Annotated in this window: 19 protein-coding genes; 4 read left to right on the top strand and 15 right to left on the bottom strand. The window is 32.2% G+C overall.

Annotation, left to right across the window (positions count from 1 at the left end; all coding sequences use genetic code 11):
* Positions 1 to 138: 138 nt before the first annotated feature.
* The 9 genes from ACKTTV_RS19500 to ACKTTV_RS19460 all read right to left on the bottom strand — a co-directional run bounded on the left by ACKTTV_RS19500 (position 139) and on the right by ACKTTV_RS19460 (position 11,193).
* Complete coding sequence (locus tag ACKTTV_RS19500; RefSeq protein WP_408032561.1) at positions 139 to 1,041, bottom strand: VPGUxxT family thioredoxin-like (seleno)protein, type 2; 903 nt, start codon at positions 1,039 to 1,041, stop codon at positions 139 to 141.
* Between the two features lie 106 nt (positions 1,042 to 1,147).
* Positions 1,148 to 2,029: a transglutaminase family protein gene (locus ACKTTV_RS19495; RefSeq protein ID WP_408032560.1), complete on the bottom strand. Its 882-nt coding sequence runs from the start codon at positions 2,027 to 2,029 to the stop codon at positions 1,148 to 1,150.
* Between the two features lie 79 nt (positions 2,030 to 2,108).
* The gene (gene msrA / locus ACKTTV_RS19490) at positions 2,109 to 2,648 is read right to left on the bottom strand and encodes a peptide-methionine (S)-S-oxide reductase MsrA (protein WP_408032559.1); all 540 of its coding nucleotides are present in this window, start codon (positions 2,646 to 2,648) and stop codon (positions 2,109 to 2,111) included.
* 122 nt (positions 2,649 to 2,770) lie between these two features.
* Complete coding sequence (locus ACKTTV_RS19485; RefSeq protein WP_408032558.1) at positions 2,771 to 5,788, bottom strand: aminotransferase class III-fold pyridoxal phosphate-dependent enzyme; 3,018 nt, start codon at positions 5,786 to 5,788, stop codon at positions 2,771 to 2,773.
* A 124-nt stretch (positions 5,789 to 5,912) separates the two neighbouring features.
* Positions 5,913 to 6,866 carry an AAA family ATPase gene (locus ACKTTV_RS19480; RefSeq protein WP_408032557.1) on the bottom strand — a complete coding sequence of 318 codons (954 nt, stop codon included), beginning with the start codon at positions 6,864 to 6,866 and terminating at the stop codon, positions 5,913 to 5,915.
* Positions 6,867 to 6,945: 79 nt separating this feature from the next.
* Positions 6,946 to 8,319, bottom strand: a complete 1,374-nt coding sequence (locus ACKTTV_RS19475) for a peptidylprolyl isomerase (RefSeq protein ID WP_408032556.1) — start codon at positions 8,317 to 8,319, stop codon at positions 6,946 to 6,948.
* Positions 8,282 to 9,154, bottom strand: coding sequence for a hypothetical protein (locus ACKTTV_RS19470; protein WP_408032555.1), 873 nt, complete (start codon positions 9,152 to 9,154; stop codon positions 8,282 to 8,284). Before ACKTTV_RS19470 ends, ACKTTV_RS19475 begins: the two co-directional genes overlap by 38 nt.
* 7 nt (positions 9,155 to 9,161) lie before the next feature.
* The gene (locus ACKTTV_RS19465) at positions 9,162 to 10,778 is read right to left on the bottom strand and encodes a peptidylprolyl isomerase (RefSeq protein WP_408032554.1); all 1,617 of its coding nucleotides are present in this window, start codon (positions 10,776 to 10,778) and stop codon (positions 9,162 to 9,164) included.
* A gap of 133 nt (positions 10,779 to 10,911) precedes the next feature.
* Entirely contained in the window at positions 10,912 to 11,193 is a 282-nt protein-coding gene (locus ACKTTV_RS19460; protein WP_408032553.1) for a DUF493 family protein, read from the bottom strand.
* An 89-nt stretch (positions 11,194 to 11,282) separates the two neighbouring features.
* On the opposite strand from ACKTTV_RS19460, the gene ACKTTV_RS19455 reads away from it, so the two are divergent.
* The 4 genes from ACKTTV_RS19455 (at position 11,283) to ACKTTV_RS19440 (ending at position 15,176) form a co-directional block, all read left to right on the top strand.
* The gene (locus tag ACKTTV_RS19455; RefSeq protein ID WP_408032552.1) at positions 11,283 to 11,816 is read left to right on the top strand and encodes an AAA family ATPase; all 534 of its coding nucleotides are present in this window, start codon (positions 11,283 to 11,285) and stop codon (positions 11,814 to 11,816) included.
* A gap of 5 nt (positions 11,817 to 11,821) precedes the next feature.
* Positions 11,822 to 13,711, top strand: a complete 1,890-nt coding sequence (locus ACKTTV_RS19450) for a RecQ family ATP-dependent DNA helicase (RefSeq protein ID WP_408032551.1) — start codon at positions 11,822 to 11,824, stop codon at positions 13,709 to 13,711.
* A 63-nt stretch (positions 13,712 to 13,774) separates the two neighbouring features.
* Positions 13,775 to 14,719 (top strand): methionyl-tRNA formyltransferase, encoded by a 945-nt coding sequence (gene fmt / locus ACKTTV_RS19445; protein WP_408032550.1) that lies wholly within the window; start codon positions 13,775 to 13,777, stop codon positions 14,717 to 14,719.
* A gap of 184 nt (positions 14,720 to 14,903) precedes the next feature.
* Entirely contained in the window at positions 14,904 to 15,176 is a 273-nt protein-coding gene (locus tag ACKTTV_RS19440) for an HU family DNA-binding protein (protein WP_408032549.1), read from the top strand.
* Positions 15,177 to 15,271: 95 nt separating this feature from the next.
* Here ACKTTV_RS19440 and bioA read toward each other — a convergent pair whose 3' ends face one another.
* Genes bioA through ACKTTV_RS19410 form a run of 6 tightly spaced genes read right to left on the bottom strand, consistent with a single transcriptional unit; the run spans position 15,272 to position 21,075 of the window.
* A complete protein-coding gene (gene bioA / locus ACKTTV_RS19435) occupies positions 15,272 to 16,543 on the bottom strand; it encodes an adenosylmethionine--8-amino-7-oxononanoate transaminase (RefSeq protein ID WP_408032548.1) in 1,272 nt (423 codons plus the stop codon).
* A 46-nt stretch (positions 16,544 to 16,589) separates the two neighbouring features.
* Positions 16,590 to 17,075, bottom strand: coding sequence for a hypothetical protein (locus tag ACKTTV_RS19430; protein ID WP_408032547.1), 486 nt, complete (start codon positions 17,073 to 17,075; stop codon positions 16,590 to 16,592).
* Between the two features lie 13 nt (positions 17,076 to 17,088).
* Entirely contained in the window at positions 17,089 to 17,397 is a 309-nt protein-coding gene (locus tag ACKTTV_RS19425) for a cupin domain-containing protein (RefSeq protein WP_408032546.1), read from the bottom strand.
* On the bottom strand, positions 17,366 to 18,454 hold the full coding sequence (bioB, locus tag ACKTTV_RS19420) for a biotin synthase BioB (protein ID WP_408032545.1): 1,089 nt from the start codon (positions 18,452 to 18,454) through the stop codon (positions 17,366 to 17,368). Before bioB ends, ACKTTV_RS19425 begins: the two co-directional genes overlap by 32 nt.
* Positions 18,441 to 19,613, bottom strand: coding sequence for a beta-ketoacyl synthase N-terminal-like domain-containing protein (locus ACKTTV_RS19415; RefSeq protein ID WP_408032544.1), 1,173 nt, complete (start codon positions 19,611 to 19,613; stop codon positions 18,441 to 18,443). Before ACKTTV_RS19415 ends, bioB begins: the two co-directional genes overlap by 14 nt.
* Positions 19,614 to 19,623: 10 nt before the next feature.
* Positions 19,624 to 21,075, bottom strand: coding sequence for an NAD-dependent succinate-semialdehyde dehydrogenase (locus ACKTTV_RS19410; protein WP_408032543.1), 1,452 nt, complete (start codon positions 21,073 to 21,075; stop codon positions 19,624 to 19,626).
* Between the last annotated feature and the right edge of the window lie 2 nt (positions 21,076 to 21,077).

The raw sequence follows: 21,077 nt of genomic DNA, 5'->3' as shown, positions 1-21,077 counted from the left end.
TTTTCGGTGAATTCCGTTTTTATGTAGTAGTAGTTAAATTGAAATAGTAAGTCAAAATCTAAAGTACTAATAATCATTGAATTTTAATAGGACGATTGACCTTCCGAGTTATGTTTTTCCAATATCAAGATTTTTCTCTTACTTAAAATACTTCCAACTTTCTTCTATGGGTCGTTGGTAATTATTAGGATAAATCCCGTTAGTATTACCAAGGTTTTCAAAAAAATTCAATTGCTTCGTGCTTAAATATTGGTTAGGATTTTCTTTATAAGGAATTGCCTTATTTATTCTTGCTCTCTGCACTTCACCTAATGGAAGATATTTATAATTGCTGTTGCTAATATAGTATTGAGGCGCTTTATCAACTCTGTAGTTTTCCCACGACTCCAGTAAATAAAATCCTTGATCTATGGCATATAAATTCAATTCTTCCACTGAAGTTAGTTCCGTATTAAATTTTACCTTCACCACTTCTTTATAACCAACCCATCCAGCTTCAGTTGTTAAAACTCCTTCATGTTGAATCATTGAAGTTTCTCCAGACCAAAAGCAAGGTGTTTCATAAATAACTTCTTGAATGTTTCCATACTTCAATATAAGCTCATCTCTAACCGTTTTCATAAAACCAGATATTATTTTCCCAAGTTTAACCAAAGCTGTTTCCATTATATCATATAATGCCAAAGGGCTATAACTATCTGAAAGTCTTTGAACAATATCTTTCCCTTCAGAATTCACTATTCGAACAACTGGATTATTCCAAGATGGCTCATTATAGAGCTTTAATACAACTTCATCTTCCCCTTTCTTATTATTGAAAATGGCTAGAGGTATAAACTCATTTTCTATAAGTTCAACCATTAAAGGATAACTTAAAGCTTCTATACCAAAATTAACACATGTACGACACCCAGGAACTTCTTGAAAAAGTATAAACACAGGCTTATTAAGTCTATTAGCCTCTTCTAAAGCGAAACTATAATCTCTGTACCATGAAACCTTCCCTAACTCTATATGTTGAGTATTTATTTTTGTTTTCAAAACTTACTATTTATTGTAATTATTAACTTCAATACGAGAATACTTGATTGACTTTCATTAAACAGACTCTATCAACATTCGCCAATCAAGTATAATATTATTATGCTCAATAAATATTATCGTTTATTTGTAACAGTTTTTTGGCTGTTTCTTTCTTTCCAGAGGTAAAAATGGAGTGAATTAAGTTATTCATCACTCTTCTAATGATATCTACATTTGTTGCTGGTAAATAATGCTTTTCCTCAAGATCAAAAGGTATCTCCTTTAACCAATGATCAAAATTATTAGTTTGAATTATTTTACCGTTATTAAATGGATCAATGTAAAACTCCACATTTTCAATTACACTACCATTTTCCAGTTGTTCTTGAGAAAAATCCTTGTCCACATAACCTAGCACAAAATGTCCAGGAGAATTAATTCCTATTAAAGGAATATCTAAAATCTCAGCTACGATAAGATAAATTGCTGATAATCCTATAGGGTTACTCACTTTATCATGAAAAACTCGATCAATATAGGAATTGTTAACACTTGAATAATTGCGAATATTTCCATTAAACCCGTAATCATAAAGAATTGTTTGATTTAACAAATGAATCAGTTCCTCTGGAGCATCATATGTTATTTTAGGTTTAATCTCGTTAACTATCTCATCAATTAGATTATTAATTTTCTCTTCATCAAGCTTAGGGTTTCCATACTTAGCAATAGTCATTAGACCTAATAAAAGGTCATCTTTATGATTATTCGCCCAAATATTCAAACCTTCTTCTAAACTGGAAAGTTTTAACTTATCTAATACTTTTACTATTCTTTCTTTTTCTAAATCATTTTTACTCTCTTCCAGAGCATCGTGCAAATGAGGAATCGCTTCATCTCCCAAAGCAATAATGTTTGCATTCACTTGGCTATAAATAAGCTCATTAGGATCTTCTAATAAGCTTATTAAGGCTTTTATACTTGAACTATCCGTAATACTACTCATTTTATTCCTTTCTTTTTAACTATTCTTGATTTGTATACTCATAAGGTTGTAAACTTTCTCTTCTAACTTTTTAAAAGAGCTATTTTACTTTTTCCTGATAACGCTTTCTAAACTTTTCTAATTTGGGCGTTATCATCGCTTGACAATATGGAGCCTCCACATTATTCTGATAATAATTTTGATGGTAATCTTCTGCTTCGAAAAATTTAATAAACTCAACAATTTCTGTAGTTATTGTTTTATCAAAAGCTGGTTTCAACTCCAATAATACTTCACGAGCTATTTTTTCTTGCTCGTTATTATGATAGAAAATTACTGATCGATATTGACTTCCGTATTCAGTTTCAATTGTGTTATTCGTTGTAGGGTCATGACTTGTCATAAATATGACAAGCAATTCTTCATAACTAATACAATTAGTATCGAATAAAACTTGGATAACTTCCGCATGTCCCGTTCTACCAGAGCTAACCTCTCTGTATGTCGGAACACCAGGAACATTGCCACCAGAGTAACCTGAGGTTACTTGTAACACTCCTTTTAATTGTTGAAATATTGCTTCAATACACCAAAAACAGCCCCCACCAAATGTTGCTAATTGTGTACTTTTTGCTTTCATTTATTTATTCCTAATTTTTTCTTTATACAAAATTAGGGCATAAAGCCAATTTTATGGATAATGAAATGACACATAAATTTGTATATTTTTCTCACTCAGAAGAAATAACAAAAAAGAAGATATTAAGAAATCATAAAATCCTCCATAAAAATCTTTTCTAAAAAAAACAATAATTCATCTGCATTACTTTTTGAAAAAATTATCGGAGGCTTAATTTTTAAAACATTATTATCAATTCCATCGGTGCTCATTAAAACTTTAAAATCTTTCATTCTGTTTGCCAAATAAGAAGCTTTTTCAGGTAAAGGTTCCTTCGTTTCTGTTACTAATTCAAAACCAAGAAAAAGTCCTTGCCCTCTAACATCACCAATTATTGGAAACTTTTCTGTAAGCTTTTTAAGTCTTTTTTTCAAATATTCACCAACTTCTAAAGCATTTTCTTGAAGTTTTTCTTCTTTTACTGTTTTAAGAACTGCTGCTCCAATAGCACATGAAACAGGATTACCTCCGAAGGTATTAAAATACTCCATGCCATTAGCAAATTTTTCAGCTACTTCTTGGGTACAAGCGACAGCAGCTAAAGGATGTCCATTCCCAAGAGGTTTTCCAATAGTTACAATATCAGGAACCACATTATGTAGTTGAAATCCCCAAAAAGTTTTTCCCATACGACCGCATCCTGTTTGTACTTCATCAGAAATACAAAGTCCTCCTTCATTTCTTACTAACTCATAAGCTTGTGATAAAAAGCCTTCAGGTAGTTCGATCTGACCACCGCAAGAAATAATTGGTTCGATAATAAACGCACCTACATTTCTTCCTTTATCTTTAATAGATTTAAGTTTTCTCTTTACTTCATTTACATATTCTTCTACCGCACTTTCACCGGTGTATTTTCCTCTAAAAGTATCTGGCAAAGGAATTATATGAGTAAATTCAGGGGCTCCCGTTCCTCCTTTTCCATCGAATTTATATGATGAAATATCAATGCACATATTTGCATTTCCGTGATAACCAACTTCCGAAGCAATAATATCTTTTTGATGAGTATTTGCTTTTACCATTCGTATAGCCAGCTCATTAGCTTCTGAACCTGAATTTACAAAATGTATTACACTTAATTCAGGAGGTAATGTTTCTATTAACTCTTGAGCTAATTCATTTATGTTTTCATGAAGATACCTCGAATTGGTATTTAACACAGCCATTTGCTGTTGACCAGCTTCAACCACTTTTGGATTTTCATGTCCCACATGAGCAACATTATTTACGGTATCCAAATAACGATTTCCAAACTCATCAATTAAATATACTCCTTGTCCTCTAACAATTTTTATAGGTTGTTTATACTGTAGACTCAAGCTTTTTCCTAAATGATCTTTTCTATATCTTAAAATATCTTCTTTATTTGACTTAAAAGATGTTTCAAGCGCTTTCGATTTAAATAATAGGTTTGGGTTTGGACAGATGCTTTTCCAAACGTCTATTTCCGAATGATAAGCTACTCCCTGAAAATCATCTTCAAAATTTAACATTGATAACATGATCTGAAAATGTAGATGGGGCGACCAACTACCATTTTCTTCTCTATTTCCAATAAATCCAACACAACTCCCTTTAGACAGTTTATCTCCAACCTTAACCAGTTCTAAACTTTTTAAAGATAAATGACCGTACAGAGTATAAAACGGAATTCCATTTGCTTGGTGTTTTACTATAATTAAGCCTCCATATTCTTTGTACTTATTATTATCTGTTACGGTGGTAACCTCTCCATCAAAGGGTAAATGAACAGGAGTATCAACTGGAACCCAAAAATCAACTCCTAAATGAATGGTTCTACTTTCCCTTCCATAATTTCCAATAGTTTCATATTCATCTGATGTATACAGAGCGCGAGGCTCCAAATACCCTCCTGCAATTATTTTATTAGGATGTTTCTTTTGTAACTGGTTAATTTTAAAGTCGAATACGTCTAAATCATTGAACTCACTATAATTCCCTAACCACAAACTGTTCACGCCCAAATCTAATGGTAAAAAGTCCTTTGATCCAATCGTTGGAAAAATAGTTGAAATATCAACATTTTGCTCACTTAACCATTCTTTAACTATTGACTCATTTGGATGTCCCGTGAAACCACAAGCACTTCTAAAAGTATAATTTGCATATTCGGGAGAAATTTTTCTCCATTTTTTCAAAACCTCCCAAGCTGGTTTTTCAGAGATCAGCAAATATTCATTATCCGGTTCTTTCAACTTGTTAATTGCGGACTTAGTAACAGATATAACCAATCGCATTGCAATGGCATCAAATAAAAAACAAAGTTCTTTCTCTTCAAGAGGAAACTCTTGATGGTACCCTTTAACAATCGATAAAGCCGCTTCCAAAGGATTGTTAAACCCCATTATTGCATAAGCACAGGTTATGGCAACATCATTTATAATTTGAGTATGAACAGCATCTCCAAAATCAATTATTGCTTCTACTTCTGGTTTTATTAAGTTAGTTGAAACGACAACATTGTTATCGTTAGCGTCATTATGAACTACAGATTTTCGAAGTTTATCATATTCCTTGTAGTTTTCCTTAAAACGTTGTTGAAAGTATTTTAAAATGGCTAATTTCTCATCCGAAAACAATGCTGTATGATCCAAAGTCCAACTTCCCTGCGCTACATCCCAATGAAATTCTCTATGTGCCTCTTTATGTTCGAATCCTTGAAGCTGTTTTGTCAAGCGTCCTGCATGTTGTCCTAAAGAGAACCTCAATTCATTTGATTTGGGATTTACAGAACTCCACAACCTACCATCTACCCAACTTAATAATCGAACATATCTTTCATTTCCTTCATCATCAATCACACTGCTTATCGAGTCTCCATTCCTATCTTCAATTACTTTAGGTAAATTATTTTCTGTGCTTTCAACATGTTTCAATAAGGCTTGCTGATACTCCAAATACTGAATATTCTCATCAGGGCGAGATATTTTTAGTATGTATTGCCCGTTTGTCGACTTAATCTTAAAATTAAAGTCAATTTCTCCCGGAAGTTCCTTGGCTGTTCCTTCTATTTTAAACTTCTCAAAAAGTATTTGCTCAGCCTTATTTGCATCAATTTTAATGTTCTGGTACAGCATAGTTGTCTTCAAATTTTAATCGCTTAAATGTACACTATTTTACATTTTGTTAAAAAGAAAATGAGGTAGTAAATTTGTAACATTTACCACCTCATTTTACAATATTTCTTATTTATTCAGAAACCTAAAATAATGATTTTATAATTTCATTTATAGTAATTCCTTCTGCCTCTGCTTTGTAGTTTTTAACTACCCTATGTGATAAAATTGGAATTGCCACTGCTTGAACATCTTCAATATCTGGTGAGAATTTCCCATTTACAGCTGCATGTGCTTTAGCAGCTAAAATAAGGTTTTGCGAGGCCCTTGGTCCTGCTCCCCAATCGATATATTGTTTTACGTAATCAGTAGCTCTTTCCGATTTAGGTCTTGTTTTACCAACCAAATCAACTGCATATTCTATTACATTATCGGCAACTGGAATTTTGCGTATTAAATTCTGAATTTCAATAATTTCTTGAGCCGAGAAAACCGCATTCACTTTCTGGTTTAAAATAGAAGTTGTATTCTTTACAACCTCCACTTCCTCTTCAAATGAAGGGTATTCAAGATTTATTGAAAACATAAATCTATCTAATTGCGCTTCTGGTAAAGGGTATGTTCCTTCTTGTTCAATTGGGTTTTGCGTTGCTAACACAAAAAATGGTAATTCCAGTTTATAATGATGCCCCGCAACTGTAACCGATCTTTCTTGCATTGCCTCTAATAAAGCAGCTTGTGTTTTCGGTGGTGTACGGTTAATCTCATCTGCCAAAATGATATTTGAAAAGATGGGTCCTTTAATGAATTTAAATTGACGCGTTTCGTCTAATATTTCACTACCAAGAATATCGGAAGGCATTAAATCAGGAGTAAATTGAATTCTTTTAAAATTTAAACCTAAAGCTTCAGATATAGTATTTACTAATAATGTTTTTGCCAATCCTGGAACACCAATTAAAAGCGAGTGTCCACCACAAAATATAGATAAAAGTGTAAAATCAACTGCTTCTCTTTGACCAATGATTACTTTACCTATTTCGTCCTGTAATTCTTTATACTTATTTACCAGATTATTTACAGCTGTAACGTCAGACATAGTGATTAAGAGGGTTAAAAAAATCCGTTTAAAAACAGTAGTTATTCATAGTTTTTAAACGGATTATAGTTTTAATTTTTTACTTATTTTCTTTTTTCCAATCTTTTTTGAAAGTACATTTTTTATGATCTCCACTTAACTTAATGTAAGTTTCTTGAATTTTATCTTTCGACCATTTTTCTAAAGTTTCTTCTTTCTTTTTTTCTAAAGCAAATTGTTGCATTCTTACATAATCTTCTATTATATCTGCTTTGTGAGTATTTGTTTTATGGCGTATAAAAACAACCTTATACATTTTCTCTCCTTCACGAGTTTCGTCATAGAATACATCGGTCATTTCTCCTTGATCTAATTCACTAATTCTACCAAATAAATCTGGAGGTAGCCTTGTTAGCTCAAAAATAGGTTCGCCTGTATATGGATTCATTATTAAACCACCACTTAGCTTAGTGTCTTTATCTTCAGAGTGTTTTCTTACGGCTTCTTCAAACGTTATTTTTCCTTCTTTAACATCCTTTACAATCTTTTCAATTTCCTCTTTAGTTTCTTTTAACTTTTCGTCAGAAATTTCTGGTTGCATTAAAATATGAGAAACCTCTCTTCCGTTACCTCTAATTTTATGTAATTTAATAATATGATATCCAAAATCAGTTTTAATTGGTTCAGAAATTTGACCTTCATCTAACGAAAATGCAGCTTCTTTAAACTCCTTAATAAAAGGCGTTTCTTTTGTTATTACCCCTAAGTTTCCTTTATTTTCAGCTACACTAGGATCATCTGAATTAATAATCGCTTTTAAACTAAAACTAGATCCACTAATGATATCTTCTCTAATTTTATTTAGTTTATCAATTATACGTTGTTCTTCCTCTTTCGCTGGTTCGGCATTTAAAACTAGTTGTGCTAATTCAACTTCAGCAGGAATTTCAGGTAATTCTCCTTTTTCTTTTAATCCATTAAAATAAACTCTCACCTCTTCAGGAGTAACATCAACAGCTTCAGTTATTTTTAGTTGCTCTTTTTCTATAAGTGCATTTTCTTTTTGCACTCTTTCCAATTCCTTTCTTAAATCTTGAATATCATTGAATCCATAGGCTTCTACCACTTTTTGTTCATCACCATATTCATTTATAAAGAACTGAATACTTCTGTTTACTTTATTGTCAATTTCTCCTTGAGAAACAGTAACACTATCAACAATAGCATGATGCGCTAATAACTTCTGATTCATTAACTCCTCCAACATCTCACAATCTGAAATTGTAATCTTCCCTTCACTTCGGAGCTCAACTTCTTTTTTAAATTTTTCAATATCAGAATTAAGTACAATATTTTTACCTACTACTACAGTAACTCCATCAACCTTCGTTTTCTGAGCATTTGTTGTTATAGCAAATAATAAGGTTGCTAAAAGACTAATATTCTTTAAAGTTTTTGTTTTGAATAGCATCATTTATCAGCGTTTTTTCAATCTCTCTAATTAATTCTCGTTTTCTCTTATGTAAAATAATTTGCTTAATTCTTTCAGTTACATGACTCAAAGGAGCAATGTTGTTTTTTTGCAAAATATTTTTTACCGACACCAAATATACTCCTAAACTATCTTCTTTCTGTATGAATTTTGATATTTTTAACAGATTTTCTTTAGATTCTGCACCAAAGGGTGGAATTTTTCCTTTTAAAAAGTTAAGAGTTACCCAAGTTGAATCTTGAAGTCGATATGATTTCAGACTTAATAGTTGCCTTTCCAAAGATTCTCGGTCTTCCTCCTCCTCAGATTTAAAACTTTTAATGATATCATCTTTTTCAAGGTGATCATTTCCAAAATGGACATAATCAAATTGAACAAGTTCATCATTTAAACGAAAGTTACTTTTATTACTTTCGTAATATTCCGCAACCTGTACATCTGAAACTATAGTATCAAGTTTTTGTTTTATTAATCTTTCTTTATAATTATTGATATACAAACTCGATTTGTAATCATTCACCAACTTTTCTATTTCAATACTATTTACTTCTGAAATGTTTTCTTCAGCTTTAATTAAAAAAAGTTGTTGTTTTGCCCATGTATTAATCAATCCTTTTACCACAACAGTACTGTCTTCCTTAGACATATTTTTTGGTAACAAGTCTATTATATCCTTTCTATATAAATGCTTGTTATATACTGTAGCGATAGGTTTTTCCTGCTGAATATTTTGCGTTTTAAAAGTAACTAAATCGCAAGAAATTAGTAGTTGAATACATAGTAGTAGTAGTAGTAGTAGTAGGAATATTTTTTTCACTGTTTATCTATTGATTATATATTTTTTTCAGTTTTTTAACCTCTTTTTCTCTTATTTGTATTTTGTTTTTATTTCTTAATTGCTCAATCCAATTGTTCTCCAAAGATTGCTGATAGTCGCTAATTACCTCCCCTTTTACATCTTCTAACTTTTGTTCTTTATACTTAGCTTTCTTACTATCAAAAAACTCTTGTAATCCTAAAGTATCTGTTGTTGACTTTTTCCATATTTTCTTTTGCATTAATTCAAATAGTAATAAGCCTTCTTTATACTCAGTTAATGTATACCTAAAATCTGGTTCTATGTTTACCAAGTCCTTTTTAAAATACTCAGTTAACTCATAGTTTTTAAATTGTTCAAATAATTCCAATAAATTTGAATTTCTTCGATACTTAATATACTCGTTAAACTTGTTGCCGTCTATTTTGGTATTGTCAATGGATATTACCCAATCTTGATTCTTTCCTGCGATATAATCTTTTACAGAAGAGGATTTAATTTTAGCAAAAGATTCTTTATTAACTTTTACATCATATTTCTTTTTTAACTTTTTTAAAACAGCTTCATATGATGCTTGTAATCTATCCGATCTTTTTACTTTACCTTCAATCTTCTTTTTAGCTATTTCATAAGGTTCAACAGGAAATTTATTTAATAATTTAACAATATGCCATCCAAAACGAGTTTTAAATGGTTCACTAATGTCATTAATATTTTTCATTCCTAGAACAGTATTTTCAAACTGTTCGACCATACTTCCGGTACCAAATCGTGCTAGTTTACCACCATTTTTAGCTGTTCCAGTGTCTTCTGAATACACCTTTGCTATATCATTGAACAAAGCTCCATCTTTTAACTTTTGGTATGCAGAATCAATTCTTACCTTTCCTACAATAGACTTATCTCTTACTAAAATATGAGCTGCTTCAAATTCACCTTGAGATTTACGTCTATCGGTAACTTTTACCAAGTGATATCCAAATCGAGTTCTGAATGGTTTTGAAACTTTTCCTACTTCAGTAGCATATGCATTGTCTTCAAAATTATAAACCATTTTAAAGGCAGAAAAATATCCCAAATCTCCTCTATTTAACTTAACAGAAGGATCTTCTGAAACCTCTAATGCTACATTTTCGAAAGATTCTCCTTTAAGTATTCTCTCTCTTGCATTTACAATTTTATTATAAGCTTCTAACGTATCTTTAGCACTTGCCTTTTGCGATACTCTTATAAGTAAATGACTTGCTCTGATTTCATTTACTGTTCTGTAATAAGCATCTTTAACTAATTGCTCCAAAGTTTCTTTATCTTGTAAATATGGCGCTATTAACTGGTTTTTATAGCCTTCTAATTCTTTTTGATACGATTTTAATGTATCCAATTTTAAGTCGTAAGCTTCCTTTACCTTTAATTTATAATTGATATATAAATCGAGATAATTATCAATATCCTTGGCTTCATTATCTACAACCAATCCTAAGTTTTTCTCATAAACTCTCTTAAACTCCGATACAGTTACTGAATTATCATTGATTCTAAATAACTCTTTATCTTTCTTTTGAGCAAATGTTGTTATAGCAATTCCTTGCAATACTATAGCTATTCCTAAAATTTGATTTTTCATGAACTTGTTTATCTATAAAGTTGGTTAAAGTTTATTTCTTAAAATTGAGATAAAAAGTCAAACTATGTTATTAAACGTTCTATTTAAGCAATGGTTTGAATAGATGATCTCATTAATTTGATTGAAAATCTAGTTACAACGATATAATTCCTTCTATAACCTCAGCCTTTCTGTAATATTGAATTACTTCATCAGAACTTTTTACAGTTATTTGAACTGAAACACTAATATATTTTCCAGTTCTTGATTTTTTTGTATTGATTACCGCTCCTCCATTATTAAACAAATCTTGAACCTCTTGTACTTGATTTCCAGTTGTTGGAACGATAAATTTATACAAATATTTTGAAGGAAATGTAGTAGTATCTTCTAATTGAACTTTTAATTTATTGTAAAATTCTTCTCTATCTGCCATAATTAATTGATCGACATTTTATTTTTACTCGCGTCGGGGACAAAATTACACTATTTATTAAATTTATAAATTGAAACTTCTATTTTTGCATGATGCAACAAAAAATCGTTCTTATTGGAGGACCAGGTACTGGTAAATCCACTGTTTTAAAAGAGTTTATTAAAAGAGGGTATCAATGTATGCCTGAAATTTCAAGAGAGGTTACTTTGAAAGCTCAAGAAGACGGAATAGATCAACTTTTTTTGGAAAAGCCTCTTTTATTTAGCGAACTTTTGTTAAAAGGGAGAGAAAAGCAATTTACAGATGCGGAATTGTCAAAGAATAAACTTGTATTTTTTGATCGTGGAATTCCTGATGTGCATGCCTATATGGATTATTTAAAAACGGATTATCCTAATACTTATGTAGAAAAAAGTTTACAATATAAGTATGATAAAGTGTTCATGCTCCGTCCATGGAAGGAAATTTATACTCAAGACAACGAACGCTATGAATCATTTGAACAGGCTATTGAACTTGATAAATTTCTTAGAAAAGCATACGAAGCCTTAGGATATTCAATAATTGATGTTCCTTTTGGTTCGGTTGAATATCGTTGTGACTTTATTCTAAATTCTCTTTAAAAACAATGTCTAATGACGCTCTTCATATATTAAAAAAATACTGGGGACATGACAGTTTTAGAGAACCTCAACATGAAATAATTACATCTATTTTAGAGGGTAATAATACCATTGCTCTCTTGCCTACAGGAGGTGGTAAATCTATATGTTTTCAAGTACCGGCACTCTTAAAAAGTGGAGTTTGCCTGGTTATATCGCCTTTAGTTGCTTTAATTCAAGACCAAGTTGATAGCTTGATCAAAAAAAACATTAAGGCAACAACAATTCCAGCAGGTTCTAGTCAAGATGAAATTATTACGTTGTTCGATAATATAAGGTTTGGAAACTACAAATTTCTTTATGTTTCACCCGAACGTTTACAATCAAAATTTATTCAAGAAAAGATTAAACAATTAAATGTTAATCTTATTGCCATCGATGAAGCCCATTGTATTTCGGAATGGGGCCATGATTTTCGTCCATCATATCTTGATTTGGATATTTTAAAGGAACTTCAACCAAATGTTCCTTTTATTGCTTTGACAGCTACAGCTACTAAAAAAGTAATTACTGATATTGGTAAACATTTGGGCATGGTTAATCAGAAAATTTTCTCGAAATCTTTTGTTCGAGAGAATTTAGCCTATCAAGTGTTTAAAGTGAATGATAAATTGGGAAGATTAGAAAGAATTCTAAAAAAAATCAATGCACCCATAATTATTTATGTTTCTTCCCGAAAAAAGACAAAAGAAATCAGTAATTATTTAAATGCTCAAGGTTTTAAATCGACTTATTATCACGGAGGACTAACCTCTATCGAAAAACAAACGTCCTTTGATAAATGGTTTTCGGAAGAATGCTTAATTATGGTTGCTACTAATGCTTTTGGGATGGGAATTGACAAACCCAACGTTAGAGCTGTTATTCATTTAAATTTACCCTCTTCTCTTGAGAACTATACTCAAGAAGCTGGAAGAGCTGGAAGGGATGGAAAAAAAGCATTTTCTGTAGTATTGACCAACGAGAATGATTTCCGTTCTTTTGAGGAAAATCAAACGAATAAATTCCCTAGTGTCAAGGAGATTAAAGAAGTTCATCAGAAATTATATCAAAACTTTCAAATTGCTAAGGGTGAATTAATCGATACTGCCTTTAGCTTTAATTTTCTTGAATTTTGTAATAAGTATAGTTTTAAACATGCGAAAACAAAAATTATATTGCAATTACTCAATTCTAATGGAATAATTGAGTTAAATACTCCAATTAATAAACGATCAACTATACAATTTTTGGTAAGAAGTAATCAATTGATTCAACTTGGAAAGAATAAAGATTATGGATTATTGATTCAAACATTATTGCGTTTATACGGGGGAGTATTCGAACAACCTGTAAACATCGATGAGTTTTTCGTTGCAAAAAAAATTGGAGCTACATCGTTCACCGTTGTTGAAAAACTCGAAAAATTAGGTAACCTAGAGGTACTAAATTATCAGAAAACAGGTAAGAATTCGGAACTCTATTTCTTACAACCAAGAGAAGATGACCTTGCTATCAATCGTATTTCTAAAAACATTAAAGCTTTTTTAAATCAGAAAATAAAAAAATCGCGTCAAGTACTTGATTTTATGAAGAACAAAGATATTTGCAGAGCTGTTTTATTGGTTGACTATTTCAATGAAAGCATTGAAGATTGTGGTATTTGTGATATTTGTTTAGAAAAGAAAAAAAGTAAAAACAATACTAGTATAGATAAAGCTATTATCAAACTACTTTCTAATTCAAAAGAATTATTTTCTAATGAAATCTGTGAAGGCATAAATGGTAAAGAAGAAGACATTTTAATAAATTTGCGAAGATTACTTGCTGATGATGTAATCGGCATAACTTTGTATAACAAATACTTTTTAAAATGATGGATTTGAAATAGTTTCTATATTGACTCCATCAGTAAACCTAAAAGATCTAATATAAATTAAATGAAAGACTTACGCATAGTTTTTATGGGAACACCAGATTTTGCTGTAACCATATTGAAACATTTGGTAGACAATGATTATAATGTTGTTGGTGTTATTACTGCCGTTGATAAGCCAGCAGGACGAGGAAGAAAACTAAACGAATCTGCCGTAAAAAAATATGCGCTATCTCAAAACCTCCCTTTGCTACAGCCTAAAAATTTAAAGAGTGAAGAGTTTCAAGAGGAATTAAAAAAATGGAATGCTAACCTACAAATAGTTGTAGCCTTTAGAATGTTACCTCGTTCCGTTTGGGCAATGCCAGAATATGGCACCTTTAATTTACATGCCTCTTTACTTCCTGAATATCGCGGTGCTGCTCCAATTAATTGGGCTATTATTAATGGAGAAACAAAAACAGGAGTAACGACCTTTTTTATTGATGATAAAATTGATACTGGAGAAATCATTCTTCAGAAAGAAACTTCTATTGGAGAAAATGAAACTGTTGGAGAACTGCATGATAAACTAATGTATTTAGGTGCTGAGCTTGTTAAAGAAACTGTAGACTTAATTTCGAAAGGTGATGTGACTACAACAAAGCAACCTGAGTTGGAAGAAAAACCAGCTCATAAGCTTTTTCCTGAAAATTGTAAAATTGACTGGTCAAAGTCATTATCCGATATATTCAATCATATTAGAGGTCTAAACCCTTACCCAGCGGCTTGGACAACTATTTATAATAATGAAAAGGAAATTAGTGCAAAACTTTATGGTGTTTCCAAAGAATATTTTGAGCATGAATTCGATCCAGGTAAAATAATCACATCAAAATCTGAGTTAAAAATTGCCACCAAAGATGGCTTTCTAATTATTGACCAAATTAAGCTTTCTGGCAAAAAATTAATGGACGCTAAAAGTTTATTAAATGGATATCAGTTTTCAGAAGATGCTATAGCTCGCTAGCCCTTTATTTATAAGGAATTGCAGTTTTCAACAGAAAAACAAGCTCGGTTATTAACAATTATTTGGTTTTTATTAACAAAATACTATTTTTTCCGACCCAAATGTTGCACAATCCCGCATTCCGTCTATATTTGTTAAGCTTTTTAGCGAGAAATATTAATTAATTTTTAAAATCATTAAAATTATGAACAAATCAGATTTAATCGATGCAATGGCTGCTGACGCAGGAATTTCAAAAGCTGCTGCAAAAGCTGCATTAGAATCATTCACTAACAACGTATCTAACACTTTAAAAGGTGGAGGTAAAGTTGCTTTAGTTGGATGGGGAACTTGGTCTGTATCTGAAAGAGCTGCTAGAACAGGGAGAAATCCTCAAACTGGTAAAGAAATCCAAATTGCTGCGAAAAATGTAGTTAAGTTTAAAGCAGGAGCTGGTTTAAGCGACACTGTAAACTAAGATTTTAATATCACGTCTATATAAAAGGCTACCAATATTGGTAGCCTTTTTTGTTACTTCATATTATTTAAGTATAAAACTTTATATACATCGTATTATAATTCATCTATCGCTTTTTCTATAACCTCGTAAATTCTATTCAACTGCTTTTTTTCAATAATATAAGGAGGCTGGATATAAATTGTATTTCCTAAAGGTCGCAAAAAAACACCTTCATCCATAAAGAAACTCAAAATCTTATCTCTTAAATTTCCATAATATCCAAACTCAGAATTCAGCTCTATACTTAGAATAACTCCTAAACTGGAAACAGTTTTAACCTTTTTATTCCTTAAAATCTTTTTACGAAAATCTGAATGCATTTTAGTTATTTCCTTTATTTTCTTTTGCATGGCTTCAGTTTGCAATAGTTCAATTACTGCAATAGCCGCTGAACAGGCTATCGGATTGGCAGAATAAGTATGACAATGGAAGAAACCTTTGGAAATCTCATTACTTAAAAAGGCTTCGTATATTTCTTCTTTACATGAGGTAATAGCCATTGGAACCATTCCTCCTGTTAATGCTTTACTTAAACAAATGATATCAGGTTTTGTTTTCATATGGTCGGATGCAAACAACTTTCCTGTCTTTCCAAACCCCGTCATTACTTCATCTGCAAGCAATAATATATCTCTTTTACGCAAAAAACTTAATACCAGTTCTAAATCTCTTGCTTCATGTATTTTCATACCTGCTGCTCCTTGAACTAAAGGTTCATAAATAAAACCAGCAACATTCTTCTTTAACACGATAGCATCTAACATCTTTAGAACTTTTACATTATTTAACCCATTTGGAACTGGAATTCTTTCAATATCCATAAGATAATCCTCAAAAGGTCCGTTATACACAGAAAGACCTGAAACTGCCATTGCTCCAAAAGTATCTCCATGAAATCCGTTTTCAAACGCAATAAATGTATCTCGTTTTTCTCCCTTATTAAAGTGATACTGTAACGCCATTTTTATAGCCGCTTCCACGGCAGTTGAGCCGTTATCATTAAAAAATATCCTATTTTGATTATTAGGTAAAATTTTAATCAGCTCTTCTGATAATTTTACGGCAGGTTCATGCGTAAAATCACTAAACATTATTTGATCCAATGTCGTTAGCTGTTTATATACACTTTTTATGATCGTATCATTACAGTGACCAAACATACAGGTATACCAAGAAGAGATAGCGTCGATATACTCTTTTCCATCCTCATCTGTTAAGATACATCCCTGCCCTTTTACAATTGCTAGACTATCAGGATGTGTTTGATGCTGTTTCATGGGATGCCAAAGATGCCTTTTATCCCTTTCTTTTAGTGTTGGTTCCATATCCCACTTTATATCAATTAAAATTACAATGTAAATAAATTGGTTATTATTCTTTATGTTCTTTCAACCATTTTTTTGCATTTATAAGATCCCCCTCTTTTCTTCCTAAACAAAATTCTCTATAATAAATCTTCCCATTTTCATCAGGCACCGCTTCATAACCTGTCATATAATCACCTCTCGCCGCGATTGTATAAATAAACACTCCACTAGCGTAAGCTGCTGAATTCAAAGAATACCACTCTCCTACTATGTATCTTTTATCCAGAATTTTTCCATAACCAATCCAATTATATCCTTTTGAATTATTCCTACTTTCAAAACGTATACCTCTGAAAAAATCTTTTTTAATTTGAATTTCCTCTATTACCCAATCCTCTTTTTCATTCGCCATTTTCCATGATGAAACCCACTTACCGAGGATTTTTTGCTTGGTTGTTTTTGCCAAAAAATAATTAAATGATAACGGGATAAGATATGACGTTATGCCTCCCAATAGTAATCCTGAAACTACTTGTAAAACACTATTCATTTCCTTACTTATGTCATTTTAACTCTATCTCAATAAATGAAAAACAATAATTATTTTCATTTATAACGTTATGTTCAACACCCAGCTCTCGATAATAAGACTTTCCTTTTTCTATATGATGCAAAACCTTCGTCTCTTTATTTTGAATTGAAAGAGTTCCTTCCGATTGTGGAACTACAATATAGTTATATGCATGTTTGTGCCAACCAGTTTCAGTATTGGGTTCAAACAACCATGAAGTTACTCTAACTTTTTCGTTGTCAATTTGTATCGCACTACTTGCCTTTCTTCTATCCCCCTCTTTTCTTTCTTGATTTTTCATTTCGCTCAATTTTATATTCTGGACGTGTCCATTTTGGATTCTCTCCTAAAGATTTATATCGAGAGTTTTCTGCTTCAACTGTCTGAGGTTGCTCTTTTTTAGTAAATGGCTTTTGAGGAATTAATCCTAAATTTTCAAACATTTTCATATCCTCATCTACTGCTGGGTTTGGTGTAGTTAATAATTTATTACCAGCAAAAATAGAATTTGCACCTGCGAAAAAGCACAATGCTTGTCCTTCTTTACTCATTTGGGTTCTACCCGCAGATAAACGTACTTGTGTATTTGGTAGTACAATTCTAGTAGTGGCTACCATACGAATCATGTCCCAAATTGCAACAGGTTTTTCCTTTTCTAAAGGAGTTCCCTCAACTGCCACCAAAGCATTAATTGGTGTTGACTCTGGTTGTGGATTCAAAGTTGATAATGCCACTAACATCCCAGCTCTGTCCTTAGCTGCCTCACCCATTCCAATAATTCCACCCGAACAAACTGTAATATTTGTTTTACGAACATTCTTAATAGTGTCTATTCTATCTTGATACCCTCTTGTTGAAATAACCTTTTTATAATATTCCTCAGAAGAATCTAAGTTATGATTGTAGGCATATAATCCTGCTTCTGCTAGCCTCATTGCTTGATTTTCTGTAACCATTCCAAGTGTGCAACAGACCTCCATATCTAGTTTATTAATCGTTCTAACCATCTCCAACACTCTGTCAAACTCAGAACCATCTTTCACATTTCTCCATGCTGCTCCCATACAGACTCTAGAACTACCACTATTTTTTGCTTTATTGGCAAGCTCTTTAACCTCCGCTACCGACATCAAACTGTTTTTATTAATATTCGTATGATACCTTGCTGCTTGAGGACAATATCCACAATCTTCCGAACAACCTCCTGTTTTAATGGAAAGTAAGGTCGAAACCTGAATCACATTCGGATCGTGCTGTTTTCTATGTATCGTTGCCGCTCTGTACAACAACTCCATTAGTGGACTATTATAAATTTCTAAAATTTCTTCTTTCTTCCAATTGTGCCTAACTTCTTGCATAAAACTCTTTATTTGATAATATTACACTTACAGCATTCCCTCCAAACCCAACCGCATTTATGAGGACATTTCTTATTGGATTTGGAGTTCGTTGCTTATGAATATAGGGGACGTCTATGACTTTTTGATATTGCAACATTAAGATTGCCATTTCAACACTAAGCAATCCAGATGCTCCAAAAGTGTGTCCTATTTTCCATTTGTTTGATGTTAGAAAAGGGAGTTGCTTTCCAAACACTTTCTGAATAGCTTTATATTCTGAAAAATCCCCCTTAATCGTTCCAGGTGCATGCATCACGATTACATCAATTTCTTCTTTATTGATATTTTTTAATGCCATTTTCATTGAATCTTGAAAGCATTTAGCATCACTAGAAATTGATATATTATGAGTTAATACCTCAGTTGCATAACCGACTTCCTTTATATATGCCAAAGTATTTTCTGTTTTCGGGTCTCTCTCCAAACAAATACTGCACGCACCCTCACCTAACACCATGGTATTTACAGTTTTTGTCAAGTCGAGTGACCTACAGGGGTATTCTTCGTCATTTTTAGCATAAATCTTCAAAGCATTCATCTGTGCCAATGTGAAAGCAGTTAATGGTGCTTCACTACCTCCAACAAGAAACTTATCTGTCATTCCTGATTGTATCCATGCAACTCCATTGAGTAACGAATGTAAAGCCGTTGAACATGTTATTGAATGAGAAATTTGTGGTCCCTTTGTTTTTAAATCATGACCTACCCAAGAAGATATGTTACCCAATGTGGTCGTTGGCGATGCCAATGTTGAACTTTTACCTTCAATTAAAAACTCCGAAAAATACTTCTCAAAAAGTTCTGTTGCTCCTCTAGATGACCCTATGTTAACACCAAAACTGTCCTCCGGAGTCCAATTGGAACTTTTATATGCCTCTCTAGAAGCATATAATGCGTACAAAACAGACAAGTCCAACCTACTATATTTTTCATCTTCTTTCTGTAATTTTTCAATTACAGCGTTGGTATTTATTTTCCCTGTAACTTTTACTTCATTCTCTACCTCTTGTAGACTCAAAAAATGCTTAGATAACTTATAATTCTTCCAAATTTCTTCTTTAGTGTCTCCTAAAGAAGAAATCGATCCAATCCCCGTAATTCCAATAACCTCATTCATTTATTCAATCTTACAATCCTCCAACACATATGTACTTTATTTCTAAATACTCTTCAATACCATATTTCGATCCTTCTCTACCTATTCCACTTTCTTTAACTCCTCCAAATGGAGCAACAGTCGTGGAAATTTTACCTGTGTTAACACCTACCATTCCATAATCTAGTGCTTCGGATACCCTCCAAATTCTTGCATAATCTTTACTAAAGAAATAAGAAGCCAATCCATACGGTGTATTATTGGCCATAGCAATTACTTCTTCTTCTTTAGAAAATCTAATAAGTGGCGCAATAGACCCAAATATTTCTTTATTAAATACATCCATCTCTTCATTCACATTTCCAAGTATTGTTGGCGGAAAAAAGTTTCCTTTCTCTTTATCTAGACTCCCTCCAACAATAACCTCTGCTCCTTTAGTGCTAGCATCCTCAACCAAATCACTTAAAAAGTTTACTGCACTTTCATTTATTAATGGTCCTATGACTGTATCCTTTTCTACTCCATTTCCAACTTTCATTTTTGTCACCTCTTTAGATAATTTATAAGTAAATTCATCATAAATACTATCATGAACAAATATTCGGTTTGTACATACACATGTTTGACCTGAATTTCGAAACTTAGAAGCAATTACTCCTTCAACAGCAGTATTGATATCAGCATCATCAAAAACAATAAATGGCGCGTTTCCTCCTAGCTCCATAGATACTTTTTTCACTGAGTTTGCACATTGCTTCATAAGTATCTTTCCGACATGAGTAGAACCCGTAAATGATATTTTTTTTATTATCGGGTTAGAGGTTAGCTCTTGCCCTACCTCAATAGGCCTATTGGTTGTTATAATATTAATTACTCCTTTCGGAATACCCGCCATTTCAGCTAATATTCCAATAGCCAATGCTGATAAAGGAGTACTCTCTGCTGGTTTTACAACCACAGTACAACCAGCGGCCAGTGCAGGAGCAATTTTTCTTGTAATCATTGCATTAGGAAAGTTCCACGGAGTAATAGCTGCAACGACCCCTACTGGTTGCTTAATGGTTAAAATTCGTCTATTCTTAGCATTTGTAGGAATTGTTTCCCCATACGTTCTTCGAGCTTCTTCCGAAAACCATTCTATAAAAGAGGCTCCATACTTAATTTCTCCCAAAGCTTCTGTCAAAGGCTTTCCTTGTTCTAAGGTTAGTATGTATGCTAATTCATCTGCGAATTCTAATTGCAAATTGAATAACTTTTTCAATAATTTCGCTCTGTATTCTGCCGTTTCATTCTTCCAGTCTTCCAAAGCTACTTGAGCCGCGGAAATTGCTTCTTTGGTTTCCTCTCTTCCTAAATCTGGAACCTCAGCAATTTTGCTATTGTCAAATGGGTTTCTCACCTCGAATGTTGCTCCATTTGATTCTAAAACCCACTCTCCATTGATGTAGGCTTTCTCTTTTAAAAATCTCTTATAATCTCTCATAT

This window comes from Tenacibaculum xiamenense, assembly GCF_964513065.1.
GTDB classification, from domain to species: domain Bacteria; phylum Bacteroidota; class Bacteroidia; order Flavobacteriales; family Flavobacteriaceae; genus Polaribacter; species Polaribacter xiamenense.
Note: the sequence above shows the minus strand (reverse complement) of the source record. Positions and strands in the feature narration are given on the sequence as shown.

Bases quoted from the DNA above. Each gene is read 5' to 3' on its own strand.
- bioA (WP_408032548.1), bottom strand. From the start codon at position 16,543: ATGGAACCAACACTAAAAGAAAGGGATAAAAGGCATCTTTGGCATCCC.
- ACKTTV_RS19425 (WP_408032546.1), bottom strand. From the start codon at position 17,397: ATGAAAAATCAAGAAAGAAAAGAGGGGGATAGAAGAAAGGCAAGTAGT.
- ACKTTV_RS19475 (WP_408032556.1), bottom strand. From the start codon at position 8,319: ATGATGCTATTCAAAACAAAAACTTTAAAGAATATTAGTCTTTTAGCA.
- ACKTTV_RS19485 (WP_408032558.1), bottom strand. From the start codon at position 5,788: ATGCTGTACCAGAACATTAAAATTGATGCAAATAAGGCTGAGCAAATA.
- ACKTTV_RS19415 (WP_408032544.1), bottom strand. From the start codon at position 19,613: ATGAATGAGGTTATTGGAATTACGGGGATTGGATCGATTTCTTCTTTA.
- ACKTTV_RS19430 (WP_408032547.1), bottom strand. From the start codon at position 17,075: ATGAATAGTGTTTTACAAGTAGTTTCAGGATTACTATTGGGAGGCATA.
- ACKTTV_RS19455 (WP_408032552.1), top strand. From the start codon at position 11,283: ATGATGCAACAAAAAATCGTTCTTATTGGAGGACCAGGTACTGGTAAA.
- ACKTTV_RS19495 (WP_408032560.1), bottom strand. From the start codon at position 2,029: ATGAGTAGTATTACGGATAGTTCAAGTATAAAAGCCTTAATAAGCTTA.
- ACKTTV_RS19450 (WP_408032551.1), top strand. From the start codon at position 11,822: ATGTCTAATGACGCTCTTCATATATTAAAAAAATACTGGGGACATGAC.
- ACKTTV_RS19465 (WP_408032554.1), bottom strand. From the start codon at position 10,778: ATGAAAAATCAAATTTTAGGAATAGCTATAGTATTGCAAGGAATTGCT.
- ACKTTV_RS19410 (WP_408032543.1), bottom strand. From the start codon at position 21,075: ATGAGAGATTATAAGAGATTTTTAAAAGAGAAAGCCTACATCAATGGA.
- fmt (WP_408032550.1), top strand. From the start codon at position 13,775: ATGAAAGACTTACGCATAGTTTTTATGGGAACACCAGATTTTGCTGTA.
- bioB (WP_408032545.1), bottom strand. From the start codon at position 18,454: ATGCAAGAAGTTAGGCACAATTGGAAGAAAGAAGAAATTTTAGAAATT.
- ACKTTV_RS19440 (WP_408032549.1), top strand. From the start codon at position 14,904: ATGAACAAATCAGATTTAATCGATGCAATGGCTGCTGACGCAGGAATT.
- ACKTTV_RS19460 (WP_408032553.1), bottom strand. From the start codon at position 11,193: ATGGCAGATAGAGAAGAATTTTACAATAAATTAAAAGTTCAATTAGAA.
- ACKTTV_RS19480 (WP_408032557.1), bottom strand. From the start codon at position 6,866: ATGTCTGACGTTACAGCTGTAAATAATCTGGTAAATAAGTATAAAGAA.
- msrA (WP_408032559.1), bottom strand. From the start codon at position 2,648: ATGAAAGCAAAAAGTACACAATTAGCAACATTTGGTGGGGGCTGTTTT.